General features: G+C 47.7%; 21 protein-coding genes. 3 read left to right on the plus strand and 18 right to left on the minus strand.

Going from position 1 to position 14,985, the window contains the following annotated elements; all coding sequences use genetic code 11:
• Positions 1-546: 546 nt before the first annotated feature.
• Complete coding sequence (locus QOS46_RS00505) at positions 547-837, minus strand: hypothetical protein (protein ID WP_283606464.1); 291 nt, start codon at positions 835-837, stop codon at positions 547-549.
• Between the two features lie 360 nt (positions 838-1,197).
• On the opposite strand from QOS46_RS00505, the gene QOS46_RS00510 reads away from it, so the two are divergent.
• The 3 genes from QOS46_RS00510 (at position 1,198) to QOS46_RS00520 (ending at position 3,337) form a co-directional block, all read left to right on the plus strand.
• Positions 1,198-2,076 (plus strand): helix-turn-helix transcriptional regulator, encoded by an 879-nt coding sequence (locus tag QOS46_RS00510; protein WP_283606465.1) that lies wholly within the window; start codon positions 1,198-1,200, stop codon positions 2,074-2,076.
• Between the two features lie 62 nt (positions 2,077-2,138).
• Positions 2,139-2,573, plus strand: a complete 435-nt coding sequence (locus QOS46_RS00515; RefSeq protein WP_283606466.1) for a DUF3788 domain-containing protein — start codon at positions 2,139-2,141, stop codon at positions 2,571-2,573.
• A gap of 2 nt (positions 2,574-2,575) precedes the next feature.
• The gene (locus QOS46_RS00520; RefSeq protein ID WP_283606467.1) at positions 2,576-3,337 is read left to right on the plus strand and encodes an N-acetyltransferase; all 762 of its coding nucleotides are present in this window, start codon (positions 2,576-2,578) and stop codon (positions 3,335-3,337) included.
• A gap of 108 nt (positions 3,338-3,445) precedes the next feature.
• On the opposite strand, the gene QOS46_RS00525 is transcribed toward QOS46_RS00520, so the two are convergent.
• The 17 genes from QOS46_RS00525 to QOS46_RS00605 all read right to left on the minus strand — a co-directional run bounded on the left by QOS46_RS00525 (position 3,446) and on the right by QOS46_RS00605 (position 14,984).
• Positions 3,446-3,922: a pyridoxamine 5'-phosphate oxidase family protein gene (locus QOS46_RS00525; RefSeq protein ID WP_333782963.1), complete on the minus strand. Its 477-nt coding sequence runs from the start codon at positions 3,920-3,922 to the stop codon at positions 3,446-3,448.
• Positions 3,923-3,996: 74 nt separating this feature from the next.
• The gene (locus QOS46_RS00530; RefSeq protein WP_283606468.1) at positions 3,997-4,359 is read right to left on the minus strand and encodes an aminotransferase-like domain-containing protein; all 363 of its coding nucleotides are present in this window, start codon (positions 4,357-4,359) and stop codon (positions 3,997-3,999) included.
• Between the two features lie 133 nt (positions 4,360-4,492).
• On the minus strand, positions 4,493-4,756 hold the full coding sequence (locus QOS46_RS00535) for a helix-turn-helix domain-containing protein (protein WP_283606469.1): 264 nt from the start codon (positions 4,754-4,756) through the stop codon (positions 4,493-4,495).
• A 119-nt stretch (positions 4,757-4,875) separates the two neighbouring features.
• Positions 4,876-5,634 (minus strand): DNA adenine methylase, encoded by a 759-nt coding sequence (locus tag QOS46_RS00540; RefSeq protein WP_283606470.1) that lies wholly within the window; start codon positions 5,632-5,634, stop codon positions 4,876-4,878.
• Between the two features lie 73 nt (positions 5,635-5,707).
• On the minus strand, positions 5,708-6,070 hold the full coding sequence (locus tag QOS46_RS00545) for a hypothetical protein (RefSeq protein WP_283606471.1): 363 nt from the start codon (positions 6,068-6,070) through the stop codon (positions 5,708-5,710).
• Positions 6,071-6,101: 31 nt separating this feature from the next.
• On the minus strand, positions 6,102-6,563 hold the full coding sequence (locus QOS46_RS00550; protein WP_283606472.1) for a DUF2829 domain-containing protein: 462 nt from the start codon (positions 6,561-6,563) through the stop codon (positions 6,102-6,104).
• Between the two features lie 96 nt (positions 6,564-6,659).
• The gene (locus QOS46_RS00555; RefSeq protein ID WP_283606473.1) at positions 6,660-7,745 is read right to left on the minus strand and encodes a GH25 family lysozyme; all 1,086 of its coding nucleotides are present in this window, start codon (positions 7,743-7,745) and stop codon (positions 6,660-6,662) included.
• Positions 7,746-7,791: 46 nt separating this feature from the next.
• The gene (locus QOS46_RS00560) at positions 7,792-8,889 is read right to left on the minus strand and encodes a reverse transcriptase domain-containing protein (protein ID WP_283606474.1); all 1,098 of its coding nucleotides are present in this window, start codon (positions 8,887-8,889) and stop codon (positions 7,792-7,794) included.
• 279 nt (positions 8,890-9,168) lie between these two features.
• Positions 9,169-9,531, minus strand: coding sequence for a diversity-generating retroelement protein Avd (avd, locus tag QOS46_RS00565; protein ID WP_326521335.1), 363 nt, complete (start codon positions 9,529-9,531; stop codon positions 9,169-9,171).
• Positions 9,532-9,676: 145 nt separating this feature from the next.
• Positions 9,677-11,044 carry a hypothetical protein gene (locus QOS46_RS00570; protein ID WP_283606476.1) on the minus strand — a complete coding sequence of 456 codons (1,368 nt, stop codon included), beginning with the start codon at positions 11,042-11,044 and terminating at the stop codon, positions 9,677-9,679.
• Complete coding sequence (locus QOS46_RS00575; RefSeq protein WP_283606477.1) at positions 11,041-11,358, minus strand: hypothetical protein; 318 nt, start codon at positions 11,356-11,358, stop codon at positions 11,041-11,043. Before QOS46_RS00575 ends, QOS46_RS00570 begins: the two co-directional genes overlap by 4 nt.
• 11 nt (positions 11,359-11,369) lie before the next feature.
• Positions 11,370-11,864: a hypothetical protein gene (locus QOS46_RS00580; protein ID WP_283606478.1), complete on the minus strand. Its 495-nt coding sequence runs from the start codon at positions 11,862-11,864 to the stop codon at positions 11,370-11,372.
• An 11-nt stretch (positions 11,865-11,875) separates the two neighbouring features.
• Positions 11,876-12,676, minus strand: coding sequence for a phage tail-collar fiber domain-containing protein (locus QOS46_RS00585; protein WP_283606479.1), 801 nt, complete (start codon positions 12,674-12,676; stop codon positions 11,876-11,878).
• A 2-nt stretch (positions 12,677-12,678) separates the two neighbouring features.
• Entirely contained in the window at positions 12,679-13,203 is a 525-nt protein-coding gene (locus QOS46_RS00590; protein WP_283606480.1) for a putative phage tail protein, read from the minus strand.
• A complete protein-coding gene (locus QOS46_RS00595; RefSeq protein WP_283606481.1) occupies positions 13,187-14,287 on the minus strand; it encodes a baseplate J/gp47 family protein in 1,101 nt (366 codons plus the stop codon). Before QOS46_RS00595 ends, QOS46_RS00590 begins: the two co-directional genes overlap by 17 nt.
• A complete protein-coding gene (locus tag QOS46_RS00600; protein ID WP_283606482.1) occupies positions 14,284-14,664 on the minus strand; it encodes a DUF2634 domain-containing protein in 381 nt (126 codons plus the stop codon). The genes QOS46_RS00595 and QOS46_RS00600 overlap by 4 nt, the downstream gene beginning before the upstream one ends.
• A complete protein-coding gene (locus QOS46_RS00605) occupies positions 14,661-14,984 on the minus strand; it encodes a DUF2577 family protein (RefSeq protein ID WP_283606483.1) in 324 nt (107 codons plus the stop codon). Before QOS46_RS00605 ends, QOS46_RS00600 begins: the two co-directional genes overlap by 4 nt.
• Between the last annotated feature and the right edge of the window lies 1 nt (position 14,985).

The following is a 14,985-nucleotide window of genomic DNA, read 5'->3' on the forward strand; positions in this document are numbered from 1 at the left end:
CCCTTCTCTGTTGGATAAATAATTTCTAACACTATATACCATCAACAATATACAGTTATCCACTGCTAGAAATTTATCTTTTAAAAACAGAGATGGAATTCTCGTTATTTTTTATATTGCTATTCATTAAAATCAATCTCATTCTAGCACCTCCTTTCAAATAATTATATGAATGACCAAAGATTTAGTCAAGTATTCATTTACAAGGTATTTGTTGATGGTTCCCTCTTTAACATCAATCAATGTGAGATTCGCATAGATGCATTGCCACCAAAATATTTTGCTGTTTTATGGTGACAATGTATCCTGTCAATTTCTAAAATCTTTCCTGTTACAGCACATTTTCCTTGCTGTGAACAGTACAGGGACAGCCTGTTATCGTTGTATTCTATACTCATATCACGGACAGGATTTCGCATGAGGTAGTGGAAAATTGCCACATTTACATTGGATAGCCTTTTGTGTATTTCGGTTCGTCCCTCCGATGTGTAGCTGTTAATGCTACGCTTACTTCATTTTTCTTATACCGTTTTTGTCCACTTCAAACTAACCAATTTTGGTGCTTCTGGCAAGAGCGCCATCGTCGTAAAAATAATACCATTTTCCGTCGATTCCCAACCATTTGCCAGAAAGCATGAATCCGTCCTTGGTGAAATAGTAGCGTTTACTTTCAATATCGCGCCAGCCGGTGGTGCGGATATTGCCGGAGTAGAAGTACAAGTTGCCGGCATCGTCCTTTACCCAGCCGGTTTTCAGTGTGCCGTTGGTGATGAAGAAATATTTCACGCCGTCGATTGTCTGCCAGCCGGTAACACTCTTACCGTTCTGATAGTACATATACTGCCCGTCATCGTTTCGTGCCCAGCCCTGCGCCGTAACAGGATCAATGGTCAGCTTGGTGTACGGTGGAGCATAGTGCTGACCTCGGCTCTGGTTGCGTTCGCTTTGGGGGTAAACAGATTGTTCTGTTTGCCCATGAGTTGCCCGCCTGCTGTATGGCCGTGACTACTGTTTGATAAGCGCTGCCGATGCGGGAGGTATCCGCATAGGTGATCGCACCGCGAGTTGCAGGCAACTCATAACCGGTAACTCTTATGTAGTTTTGCAGAAGAACTGCGAATTCCTGCCGGGTAGCAAAGAATAAAACATGTCAGCACGATGTCATGTTTTTGTGGTATACTGCTGGTAGGTGATGATATGCAGATTGATCGGCTTTTTCAAATTGTATACCTGCTGCTGGGCAGAAAAACAATGACGGCAAAAGAGCTTGCCGAACACTTTGAGGTTTCCGTGCGGACAATCCTGCGGGATATCGACACGCTTTCATCGGCCAATATCCCGGTTTATACCACCCAGGGAAAAGGCGGCGGAATTTCGATTCTTGACAGCTATGTACTCAATAAAGCTGCGCTGAGCAGGGACGAACAAAACCAGACTTTAATCGCGCTGCAAAGCCTGGCCGCCACGGGAAACACGGATGCAAAAGCAGCTCTCTTAAAGCTGGGCGCACTGTTTCAAAACACCGAAACAGACTGGCTTGAGGTGGATTTTTCCCGATGGGGGCAGGGCGTGCAGGATCATCGGCGCTTTGAGCTGCTCAAAACCGCAATTCTGGGAAGACGCGCGATCTGCTTTGAGTATGTGAGCGCCTATGGGGAGGAAAGCCGCCGAAAGGTATACCCTTTAAAACTGGTCTTCAAGTCCAAGGCCTGGTACCTGCAGGGCTATTGCCTTGAAAGACAGGATTACCGCACATTTAAGATTAACCGCGTGCTGCATGTGGAATTGACGGACGAGCCTTTCCCAGCAGGACAATATAGCCCGCCGCCTATCGAATCAGCGGCCGCCTCCGCTTTTTCTCTTGTTGACCTGGAGTTGGAATTTTCGGCACAGTCCGCCTACCGCGTTTACGATGAATTTGACGAAGGTTGTATTGAGCGCAATGACGACGGCTTCTATCATGTTTTTGCTCGGCTGCCGGAAGACGGCTGGCTCTACAGCTTTTTGCTCTCTCTGGGCAAGGATGTAAAAGTGCTTCGCCCCACACATATTGCAGACAATCTGGAGAAGAAGTGAAACAAAACATGACGTACTGTTGTCATGTTTTCTGATGTATCATGAATTCGGGAGTGATGAGAATGGAATGGACACAGCTTTACGGGCCGGACAGGCAGCCAAGCGCCGCTGAAATTGCGGAATACAGTAACAATCCTCTCTGGGGTGAAATCAATCGCTTTTTGCAACAGAATTACGAGGCCCAGCCAAGCTACAGCTACAGCAGCTGTTTCGCTCAACCGGGCTGGAATGTAAAATATCAGAAAGGCGGGCGCTCCCTCTGCACCCTCTACCCGATGGATGGGTACTTTATTGCGCTGGTCGTGATCGGTGCGGCGGAGCAGGCCGAGGCCGAGCTGCTGATGCCGATGTGCGACCGGTATACGCAGGAGCTTTTTTCAAATACCGCCTTCAGTGCGGGGGGACGATGGCTGATGATGGGTGTGACCAGTGAGGCAATTTTGGAGGACGTAAAGTACCTGATCCAAACCAGAAGAAAAATCAAAAAGAAGGTGTAGCAATGGAAAGCATCATCACCGTAACGGCGGAGAATATTGACCTTGAGCATATTTGTTGTGCGATTGCCGACAAAAAAGGTGAAACCTGCGTTTCCTCGAAAAAAGCGTGGATGAAAGCGCGTTTCGCGGACGGGCTTGTATTCCGGAAGCTGGACGCACGGGGGAAAGTGTTCATTGAGTATATCCCCGCAGAGAAGGCATGGTGTCCCATCGATGCGTCGGGGTATATGCACATTAACTGCTTTTGGGTTTCGGGGCAATTTAAGGGGAAAGGCTATGCCGACCGCCTGCTGGAGGAGTGTATTCAGGACGCCAAATCCAAGGGCTGCTGTGGTCTTACCGTAATCGCCTCGGAGAAAAAGCGCCCCTTCCTTTCCGACTCGGGTTATTTAAAATACAAGGGCTTTTCCGCTACCGATACCGCCGAGCCTTTTTTCGTCCTCTACTATTTGCCTTTTACCGGGAACGCTCCGATTCCAAAGTTTAAGGACTGCGTAAAGCAGGGCAAAATAGAGGAGCGGGGGATGGTGCTGTATTACACCAACCAGTGTCCCCACACCGACAAATATGTGCCGATCATCGCGAATCTTGCGAAGGAACGGGGCGCGGAAATCAGCGTCCACAAGATCGAGACCACGGAGCAAGCGCAGTCGGCACCCATGCCCGTTACCACCTACGCCTTTTTCTATGATGGCGTGTTTGTGACGAATGAGATATTGAGCCCGGCAAAGTTTGAAAAATTTTTGGATCAGCACGGGTTGTAATGGTTGATAGAAGCAGGGCCGCAGCGGCATGAAAGCGCTGCGGCCCTGCTTTGTTGTACCTATTAATCGGATACGCAAAAAGCAGTCCATTGTATTGCGGTCTTTGCTTTATGCGTAGTATTTACCGGTTATTTCTGCGAGATCGACTCGTATCACTGCCGTACCCTTTACCATATTGTCCGGAAGCTCTTTATTTGCCAGATGCGGTGTGTACTTTTCCACGATTTTTGTCAGAACGTTTCTTTTTTCATTTTGATCCTCCAGGCGCTTGGCGATCCCTGAAATAATCACGCTTTCATATTTTGTATTGGTATCGCATGGCTTTTCGCCCGGGTCCAGCAGTAGCCCCTCCATTTCATAAGCCGAAATTCCCACTCTGGAGTCCCGCGCAATATTACCGAGCTTTTGGCCTATCGGCAGCCCGTGAAAATAGATTGCGCCGCCCCAATATATGAAATGGATGGGGGTGCAATAGGGTGTTCCATCGGGATTCAGTGTTGCTAAATTGCAGGTTTGTGTCCGCTCGAGCAAGTGAGTGATTTGATCCTCGGTCAATGGGTGTGTTTTCATACGGTACTGCATCATCAATCATTCCTATCTTGTTTTTCCATTACGATACAACAAAACCGGCCTCTTTGTAAGAACCGGTTTCAATAAATTTATAGGATACAGTTTGATTGAGGAAACCATGCTTGTGATAAAATCTCCACCGCTTTTGGAATATCTGCCTCTTGAATCATGCCATACCCGAGAATGAGTGCGTTATTGTTGTAATTCCGCTTATCCAGCCAGAAAGGAGATGCGGCACATACCTTGATCTTGTATTCCAGTGCCTTACAAATGAGCGCATCCTCTTGCTGTCCATCTAAAAATTCCAGCAGAATGTGCAGCCCCGCCTGGTGGCCATAAATGCGCACCTTGCTTCCCATTTTTTGTTCGATCGCATCTATCAAAAGATCGTGCTTCTTTTTCTGGAGCAGGCAGAGCCTTCGCACATGTTTTTCCCAATGCCCATCCGCCATAAAGCGGGTGTTGCTTTGCACACAAAATGCAAAAAATTTGCACACTAAATACAAAAAAAGCGGGCCTTTAAAACGGTTTTGAAGTCGTTCTAAAGGCCCTTGAAATGCATAAAATTACGGAAATTCTTCCAAGTTACCTTGAAGAATCTTCCGCTTTTTTATGCCCGGATTGGGAAGATTGATGGCCGGAATGAGTTTTAGGCACATACTCCATCAGTTCTTCAATCGTGCATCCCAGCGCTTCACATATCTTATCGATATGATCGATATTCACGCGCTGAATAAGTTCATGATACATTTCTCCGATGGTGGTCGGCCTAATTCCGGTCATTTGAGCAAGGTCATTTTGCGTCAGTTTTCGCTCTCCCAACAGCTTGGATAAGTAAATTCTTACCATTCATTATCCCCCCTTTCCTATGGGGAATAATAACACCGTTCCAGAATTTACATGGTATTTTGTTAAGATATAACGTATTCCGTTATTTATATCCTAAAAAAATATCATGTTTTAGAATATTAGAAATTTGTGATGATCAATTCCTTAAATTCGTGAGGTGCTGATGGATTTCGCATTGCTAAGTTGTTTTGACGCGAAATTGATTCAATTTTAAAACCGTCATATAGAGTTCGGATAAAATCATCATCATTATAAGAAAGTATAAACTTCCCTTTAAGGCTCTTTAAAGACCCGTTTAAACGTCTGTGATCATCCTCTGAAAAGGCATCTGCATAGTGCCGTTCGGTGCCATGGTAGGGCGGATCGAGATAAAAAAGGCTATCAGGCCGATCATAGGTTTTAATCAGCGGCTCGAAGTCGCGGTTTTCTATTACCGTGTCCTGCAGGCGCTCTCTTACTTGTGTAAGATACTTTGATGCATCATCCATGTTTCTGTGAGAACACCCATAAGAGCGAACATCCGACCCATAGCTTTCTTTAATTAATGTGAAATACCGCGCAGCACGCTGAATATCTGTAAAACCACGGCATGATTGCTGCTCTCTGAAATCATAGAAAACTTCGCGGGAGTTCAGCACCCATTCTATCTCTTTTTGTACTGCTTCTGGATGGTACTTGACGCATCTGAAGAGATTGATGAGCTGCCCATCAATGTCATTAAAAACTTCCAATTTGGCACATTTCTGAAGGGCAAATAAGACCCAGCCGGCACCTCCAAATACCTCAATATATCTTTCTGGAAATGAGTCTGGAAAACGCCGGATGATTTCTTTGCTTAGAAGCTTCTTTCCACCGATTCGTGAAATAAAACTATTCATAAAAATCCTCCTAATAATAGTGAAAATCTGCCCTTCGGAAAGAAGGGCAGATTTATTATTTTAATTACTTCAATTACTTTGTCTGATCGGAAAGCGCGGTATCCTGTTTCACCGTCGCAGCCTGTTCTGAGCCGGTAGGCGCGCCTTCTGCAGCTGTGGAATCGACCTTATCAACCACCGGCGGATCATTGGGTGTAGTAGCAGCAGCGCCTGCAGAAACGCTTCCGGTTATAACGGTCGTTGCCGGCGCAGCTGCTGAGGCATCCACAAGCCCTTCTCCGACAATGTAAGCAATGACGGAGCCAAGCGACATAATTACGCCGCTGATCTGCGTGGCAGTGTTGCCATCTACGCTAAACAGCGCCAGAATACCAACAATCAAGCCAGCCAGCGCCATCCAGAATTTGCGGGATGTAAGTTTTTTCATAATGTCCATTTTGAACCTCTTTCCGCCTCGTGAGAGGCTGTTATTTTACGATTGTCCAATCTTCAGCAAGCATATCCGTTTGACTGCAGAGCCACGGGACAATGCTTCCTTGCGCTGTTTTCATATCAATGTGAGGTTGATATTCAACAACTGCACCTACCGGAAAGACCGCCGCAAGGGGCCTTCCTTCCGATACGGTTATTTGAGAACCGGGTGTGAGAAATAAAGCCATTCCTTTACCGTTCCAGCCTTTACGTGCGACTTTTTCACCCTTTTTAAGAGCTTCCAGTGCAAGCCCGAAAGTCATGCCGTCAGTTGGGCGGTAGGCCTCCTCGAAAACGTCCTTCGGTGACCAAGACATATAACTATCTTGGTATTTTATAAGATATCCTTCGTCATCAGGATTCTCATCTTCTGGAATTTTCCATCCGCGATAGATATTGTAATTACCTCTGGACATAGGTTCTGCTTGAATGATCTTTGTTCCAATATACTGTTGCATACGATTCCTTTCTACCGGAACATCCGGTTAATTAGGATTGTAAGTTTATAAATTTCTACATTTTAACCACCCCCTTTAAAGCCGTTTAAAGCGGCTTTAAACCGGTTTGCAAGCAGATTCAGGTACCCATCCGGAAGGGAGTAAAACGCCGCACTTGCGGCCACTGATAACGCGCTGAACGGCAAATGTACCAGATACCGTTTTACCTTTTCCGTTGCCGTAACTGTCGGCATAGAGGGGGCCGCTGTACTGAACTTTTCCGCCAGCCTTAACCACAGCTTTCGAAGAAGTAGCAGGAGCCGTCGCGGCTGCCGAAGGCACCTTGCAGGCACTGGCCGGAACCCATCCAAGGGGAAGAAGAATACCGCATTTACGGCCACTGATGACACGCTGGACGGAGAATGTGCCGGAAACCGTCTTGCCTTCACCATTTCCGTAGCTGTCCGCATAGAGCGGGCCGCTGTACTGAACCTTGGTTCCGACGCCGATACCGCTGGTCGTTTCAGTCTTCGCGGGAGTCGGTGCTGCAGAGGGCTGCAGGCCATTTTTCGAGGCGGCACGAATGATCGACGGATAATCCTTATAAGCGACGTCAATGTCCGCATTTGTGCTGATTCCGGGAACTTTACCGGTACTACCTGTCTGCTGAATACCACAAGGGAAATCAGGACTGCCGCTGTAGTCTGCCAGCCAAAGGTCAACGGCATTGCGCAGTTCATCGCTGAAGCGTCCGGAACGGATGAAGTCGAGGTTGGTATAGAGATTGACAAACCAGCCGCTGGCTTTCATTTCTTCTATAAACGCCTGCATCATCTGAGTGATAAGGGCGTTAGTAGGATCGGTTCCCATCTGCTCTTTGAAGTACCGGATGCTGTCATACTCGAAATCCGGAGAAACCGGAAAATCGATATGGCCCACATAAGGCTGCAAAATTTGTTTGAAGACCTGTGCCTCTGTCACGGCCTCGGCGGTAGAGCGGCAATAGTTGAACCAATAGGCCCCTATGTGCATACCGCGCGAAATCGCGCCTTTCATGTTGTAATCGAACTGGGCATCTTTTTGATCCGCAGAGTTTCCGTATCCGGCTCTGATCAGAACGAAATCATAGCCGGCAAGGTTTACCTGCTCCCAATTGATTACGCCGTTGTGCTTGGAAACATCCAAGCCTTTTAATTGGAACATTTCTGTACCTCCTAAAAAAGATATAAAATAAGAAGAGCCGCGCCGTTTAGGCACTGCCCTTCTGATTTTCGCTATTATTTTTTCGCTTTAAAATATATGTTTTCGAGATTTTTTTTCGAAGTTGATAACTGTTGCAATGCTTGAGTAGACCAAAATAGCTCGTAAAAGTCTGATTCGCTTTTTCAAGACTGATCCGGCCTTCAGCGTATTGCTCCGTCACAAGTTTTAGATGGCGTTTCATCCGGAGCGCCGTGCTTTTGCGGACTTTGATGTGATCCGGCCAGATTTTATATCCGCAAAAGTCGACCCCCAAGCTGCATGGCCGTATGGCCGTCTTTTTGTTCAGTTCCAGATGAAGTTTTTCGTTGATGAATTTTTCCAGAACGATTTTATAATGATGAAGAAGCTCTTTACTTGGTGACAATATAATAATGTCATCCATATACCTGATGTACCGTCCTATCCGGAGGGTGCGCTTTGCGAATTGATCCAGTTCATTCATATAAAGGTTGGCGAACATCTGGCTCGTGAGGTTTCCAATTGGGATTCCAATATCGAACAGCCGGGCACTCTCCGCAAGATCTCCGCAGAGCGGCAGGCCGAATGGTGTATCCTCGCTTTCAATGATTATCCGGAGCAGCTGCATCAGGTCTGAATCATCTATTTTTTTGCTCAGTAATTCGAGAAGAATTTTATGATCCACCCGATAGTAAAATTTAGCCATATCAAGCTTTAAATAGTACATTCGCTGAGCCTTGCATTCCAGTCGGAGCCAATAGTGCAGCCTTTGTATTGCTGAGAATTCGCCGCGCCCAGGGATACAGGCATAACTGTCTGAAATATAGGCTCTTGAAAAAAGAGGATTGACGATCCGGTAAACGGCCCATTGTAGGACTCTATCTCGAAACGGGAGAGCCATCACAAGCCGGCGTTTTGGTTCACTCACATAGAATTCGCGATATCTTCCAACTTTATAAGAGCGGTAAATCAGTTCGTTCTGAAGCTCAATCAGGTTTTCCTCCAGATTAGCGGAAAACGCGAGTACTTCCGAACGATACCGTTTGTTTTTACGTGCGGAGAGATATGCACGGTGCAGATTTTCATAGTCGTAAATTTTCGGATACAAATTTTTAAAATGTTTCATTTGACTCTCTCCGCAGTTAAAAGATTATTGTGCTTTACGGAATTCGCTGACGCTAATATCGGCATACACAATTACGCAATTTTTTGCCTTGCGGCATGGAAACAGACCCCTTTATCCCCCTGTACCGGGATCAGGCCCGTAAGCCTGAAGCATCTGACTTTTGGGGTAGAGCGGCGCGGAACCCGATGTTCGCACCCGAATTGGTGCGGGTGTTGCTCAAATTCAAATAGAACGAGCCGGCATTGGTCGTGTTGCTATAGTTGCCGCCGCGATAGGACACTAATGGCCTGCTCCCGACTGATTAACGGATTTGATCCATCCCCCAACCATTTTGCCGATTTCAACGGCCATTCCAGACCATATTTCATACTTTTTGAAGGGCAAAAAGCCAAGGTCTTGGGAGAGCCTTAAATACGCCTTCAGTTTTGTTATCTCGACGTCCAGCTCCTGCAGCGTGGTCTTTTTATAGTATTTTTTACTCGCTTCGATCACGCGCTCCAAGATTAGGTCAAGGCAGCGCTTGATGTCGGCGGCCAGCGCGAATTTTTCCGTTTTTGGAAATTGTGCCAGCGCACCGTATCCATATTGGATCATGTCATAAACCTTCTGCAGTATTTTCAAGCTCTCCAAAAATAACACCATCCGTTATAAAAACACCGTATGCGATAGATTATAGCATCATTCCGTGAAAAAATATCAAAAAGTTATTTTCTAACGAAATACGTTATTTTTCTCAAAAATTTACACCCGGCTATCGCCGGGTGTTCAGAACACAGTGTTTCAGTGATCAGGCTTCAAAAGCGGCGCGGAACCCGAGGCTCGCACCCGAATTGGTGCGGGTGCCGCTCAAATACAAAGAGAACGAGCCGGCATTGGTCGCGTAGCTATAGTAGCCGCCGCGAAAGGACACATATTCTGTGTTCGCCGATGTTCCTTCATATTGGGCATCAAGCCCAAATTCGGCCCGGCCCGTCGTATCTCCAGCACCAGCAATTGCATGTTTTGCTACTTTAGGATCGGTGTTCAATTCTGTTACTCTGCTGCCACTCCAACCACTTGGAAACTGAATTCCAGTGTCCGTTTCGTCAACAAAGAAATAGCCGTGACCGCTGGAGCCAACCTTGAGTTTTAAACCGGATGTCCATTCGTAGACATTGCCATTGAGGTCGTATACACCATTAACTCGGCCCGTATGCGATGTTAAATTCTGGCCCAATTTCCATGCGGATTTCACCCCGGTTCCCGTAAGCGCGCGGGAAGAAACCGTTGGGTCAGCAGTGAAAGTTATTCCGGTATCGTCAACATCTTTTAAAGTGTTATTGTTTCCAAAAGGCTCCCAACGGTTACTACCGAACACATCCGGCCCAAGAATCTGCGCATACACCGCAAGGGATACCCATTCCTCGTCGCGGATCAGCCGGGTCGAAATATCTTTTCCGCTTACTGTGTCAGTTTTAGCGGATGCCGTGACAGCATCATCATAAGTGATCGTTCCCCAAGGAACAACCCCTTGCTTTGACACCGCGACGCCACTGGAACCCTGCGAGGATGCGGAGGAATCGGATGCAGACATTTGATATTTGGCTGCGTAGAACGGATGAAACATGAGAACGTTATAGTCCGTCCCATCTATTCCTGAAGGGCGATTTTTTACAAAAAATCCTTTGGGCCGGCTGGAGTAACCACAGTTGGAAGGGTTTATCAGTTGGTATGCTCGGAAGCCGGGCTGGTAAACCCAAGCATTTGCTCCCAAGTTGAAATCATGCACCTCCAAGGATGAGTCGCAGAACTCAACCTGGGTTCCATCGGCGTACCCTCCTGTTGGAGCTGGAGGATAAATTGAAACAGGAACCTTATTTCCCGCTGCAGTGCCTCCTGCAGCTACAAGGTGATAGTTCCCTCCGATTTTGATCATAGCCGTTTTATTAATGCTGCCGGTAAGCGTCCCGTTGGTATTATAAATGTTTGCACTTTGGCTACCAGCGGCTATTGTTTCAACAGCAAGCCCCAAAACCGTTGAGAGCGTGTGAGAAACGTCCTTCCAGTGCCTTCGCTGCCATAAGCTGGCGAAAACCTCGACACCGTCGCTGTTTAAAGTAAAGTTGTCTACCGGAAGCTCAGGCTCCGTTTTTTTGTTTAACCCCATAATAATCATTCTGCAAGCACCGCCTTCAAAACCATAACATTTTCTTCTCCGTCTTCAATCTGAACGGCACATATCCAGTAGTTTTGGTGGTTTGGAAACCGTTCCATGTCGGAAGGTATGTCATCCTCCGCAGCGACAAAAACATAACCTCTGGGAGTAAGATAAACCACACCGTTTGTCAAATCGAATTCAGCTGCCGGCATCTGATATGTAATATTGCAAACCTGAACGCCGGCGTCCGGAAGCTTCAGCTTTCCATCGGCCACCTCGGGTGTTATATCCCAAGCAATATCCGGATAGGTTCCCGATACTGTACTAATCATTTTTATCCCCCTTATACCGCCCTGTAGTATTTAACCGCTGTCAGGCAGAAGTTCGCGCTGTGCGTGTCCAATTCGCTCGACCCCACGCGCCGGATTTTAATTCTTAAGGTGTGACCGTCTCCTGAAGGAATTGCCGAAACGGGAATCGGATTTGCAAATGCCATTGTGTGAATCAGCTTATCGGAAGGAGCGTCTATGGTTTCGGCGTTCATCCAAACAAAAGCGGCTCCATCAAAGCTGTAAGCCAACTGCAGACTGATTTTCTGCGCACTCTGCTCCGAATCCATATAGTATTCCAACGACACTGGAATATCAGCGCGTTGTGCCCAATCTGTTTCCATCAGCAGTTCACGGTCTTCGTCCGCTTTGAATGATGCAGCGGGTATACCGTTGGCATCGCTCACCTGTTCCGGTGCGCTTCCGGTGTCGGAATTAAATCCGTAAACCGAGAACTTATTGAAAGTCTGCGCGTCCACATACGACTTGGGTGCTAAAATAATGTTCATGGCCAATCTCCTTATAAAATATTTTGCGCGACAAACTCCAGTTTGCCGCCAAGATTCTGCAGCGAGATGATCCCGGTTCCGGTACCGTCATCCGTGAAAACAACTTCGCCGGCCTCGTTAAATTTTATGGGCAGCTCCATTGCTGCCGTTGCGTTGCTGTCTACCAGTTCAATTGGCACGGTTGATCCGCCCCCTCCGATTTTGCTTTTATTGACCACCAACGCCCCGCTGGCGTCGAGCTTGAAATCTTCCGAGAGCTTGACCAGCCCGTAATGGCTGTCATCTGCCTGCGGAATATTCAGGTCTTCGGCGGTCAGGGTAATATCGGCGGCCAGACTCTTTCCGTTGATTTTACGACTTGATGGAACAAAGATCAGGCTTTCATCAATCGTAGCGGTAATGTTGGTCGCATTTCCGATCACAGCGGCCATGATAAACGTGAATTCAGTGGGGCTAACGCTGTAGGTAGGAATTCTATCCGCGCTGACAGTGGCATATCCGTAGGCATACAGCACCGTCCCCAGGTCGGCATCGTCGGCAAACAAGCCGACCTCCCGCCAATAAAACGGTACGGAAATTCCTTGATTGCTGAAATATCCTTTCACCTTGGCAGTTTTATTCGCAGTTTCCATTCCAATGATAGGAATGTCTTTAACCGGATCAATCAGCCCCTGCAGCCCCGTAATGTCGGTGCCGTCCGGAAGAGTTCCCTGTCCGATCTGCATCTTGGAGAAATTCAACTTTTGCCCGATCTGAGCTTTCGCCACCAGCGTTTCTCCGGCTGCGGTCAGATAAAATTTTTCTATGGCCACGCTTAATTCACCTGCCTTATTTCCAAAGTTTTGCCCATCTGCATGAAAGCACCAAAAAAGAACTGGCCGCCAGCTCCTTGCTCATATTGTAAATGGAAGACCATATTTGCCGGCTTGGCCTGATTAACCATTCCGACAATTGCTTTATGAGGAATTTCCTCTGATGGAAGTGCCGAAAGATAAATCGAAAATTCATATTGTCCCGGTGCGATTTCAAGCCTTGCGGAAACCCCCGACTGTTTTTCAATCAGATTCAGCAAAGCCGAACCGTTAATGATACTGTTGGCCTGAATTTTTGCCGCCACAAGCTTTCGACGTTCGGAGAGCGTACCGGATCCGGCAAGATTAAAGAGTTTCTCCCACCGTTCAACAGTCGCGAGATCCGCCGAAAGCACAAACTGATTCTGATAGGCCTGCTTCGCTTTCTGAAGAAGGTTATCCGTCTGTGGATCAACTGCGCCTCCCAGCGCCTGAAAATCTTTTACGGTCTGAAGATATTCCGGAAGGTAGTTAAGATATTGATACATCGGTGTCCTCCGTTATGGTCACGCTGCCCGCGACCGGAATCTGATAATTATCGAAAGCTGAAGAAAGGGTAATATTGCCCGCGCTGCCGTTTAACAACGTGCCGGAGACATCGGCTATTCCGTTTACAGACAGGATGGCAGCTTCCACACGCGACGTCCGTATAATGCTGTCCTGAAACGCCAAAGATGCGAGATATTCTTTGATGGCGGCTTCTACAGACGCCTGTATTCCGGATATTTCAACTCCGGTTTTCAGGGCCAGGGAAGCCGACACGTCAACCGGGAATTCCGATACCGTCGAAACGGTCACGCAGTGTCCAATTGGAGCCAATCCATAGCCTTTTCCGTGCGGCTCCGGATCAATCATGAGCTGCACGGTCTGGATCAGGCTCTCGCTTGCCGGCTTGTTTTCCGGCGCAACAATCACACATTGAACCTTTCCTCCTTCATCATTCGGAGTAGGGAAGACCTTTACAGCTCCGACACCGGATATTTTAAGAATCTGCTGCTCATAGTCGGCAATATTTCCGCCAAATGGCTGCTCATTGATTTCTTTATAAAATCTTGCGCGAAGCTCATCATCGGATTCCTGTTCTTCGCCGGCTGTCAATACTTCCGAAAGCGTTGCCGTACCAAGGCCGGCGATGTTATCAATCGGCAGCAAAGCGCCGAAATAGCTATTTCCGATAATGCCGGCTTGCTGACACTGCAGCTGATAGGTACCGGAAGATATCCTGCTTGAAACGGTATAGATGATTCCGTCTGCGCCGAGTTTTGAGCCTTCCGGAACATCCATAGGGCTTCCATCTGCGGCGGTAAACAGTCCTTTTCGGATAGCGCTGGTCGCTGGATATCGATTTATGCCGTGTTCAGCACAGCGGCGTGTCAGATCGTCTCCCTGCGCTGTGTCGGGCATGGTAGCGTTTTGAATATTGTCGGCATAATACTGCTGCTCGACAAGCTGCGCGGCCACGGGGGCCAGAGCGGTATAGATAATGCTGCCCTCGCGCGTATCAACCTGATTTTTGAGATTGTCCGGAATATTATCCAGCATCTCACGCATAAAGTCTTCAAAACTTTTCATGAGGCCACCTCCGTCTGTGCTGCCCTGCTGCCGAAAATCGTATCAATTGTAAAATGGATCACACCGTTTTCGACAGAAAAATCACGGACACCCGTGATGCGGGTATCTGTGCTCAGCGCGTCCGTAATCATTCTTTTTGCTTCGCTGGCCACGTAGTCAGCATCTTTTCCGACCAGTGTGTTCAGTTCGCTTCCCCATTGCCATGAGAAGATCAGGTGCTCGTACCGTTCGGTTTGAACGGCCATCGCTGCGGACTGTACAACTGCGTCAAGCCCGTCGATAAACCCCGATACGCGACTGTTTTCAAGGTCAAGCCTCCACGTTTTCGAGGGGGATTGAGCTGTTTCAGTGTCCTGAATTTCAATTTCAGGGATCACGGCGACACCTCCCTGACGGCCTTATACGGTTGGATTCGGTCGAGCAATATGTATTTTACTCCGTCGTTTCCGGCAGGCCGGCAAAGGAGCAAGACCCCGTCGCCGGATTTGAGAGGGGAGCGATAAACCGAATCTCCATGCTGCAGCCCAATGCAGTTGTCAGTGATATAAAAATCGTCTGATTCCAGCTCAAGCTTTTCACTCAGCTTGACCTTCAGAGGGGAAACGGAAGAAACCGTGCCGGTCTGAAAACCGCCTCTCCCCGTATGATCAAGATACGCCCGGATGATCCGCTTGCACTGATCCACGTCAACAAGCATT

Origin of the sequence: Faecalispora anaeroviscerum, assembly GCF_947568225.1 — a bacterium.
GTDB lineage: Bacteria > Bacillota > Clostridia > Oscillospirales > Acutalibacteraceae > Faecalispora > Faecalispora anaeroviscerum.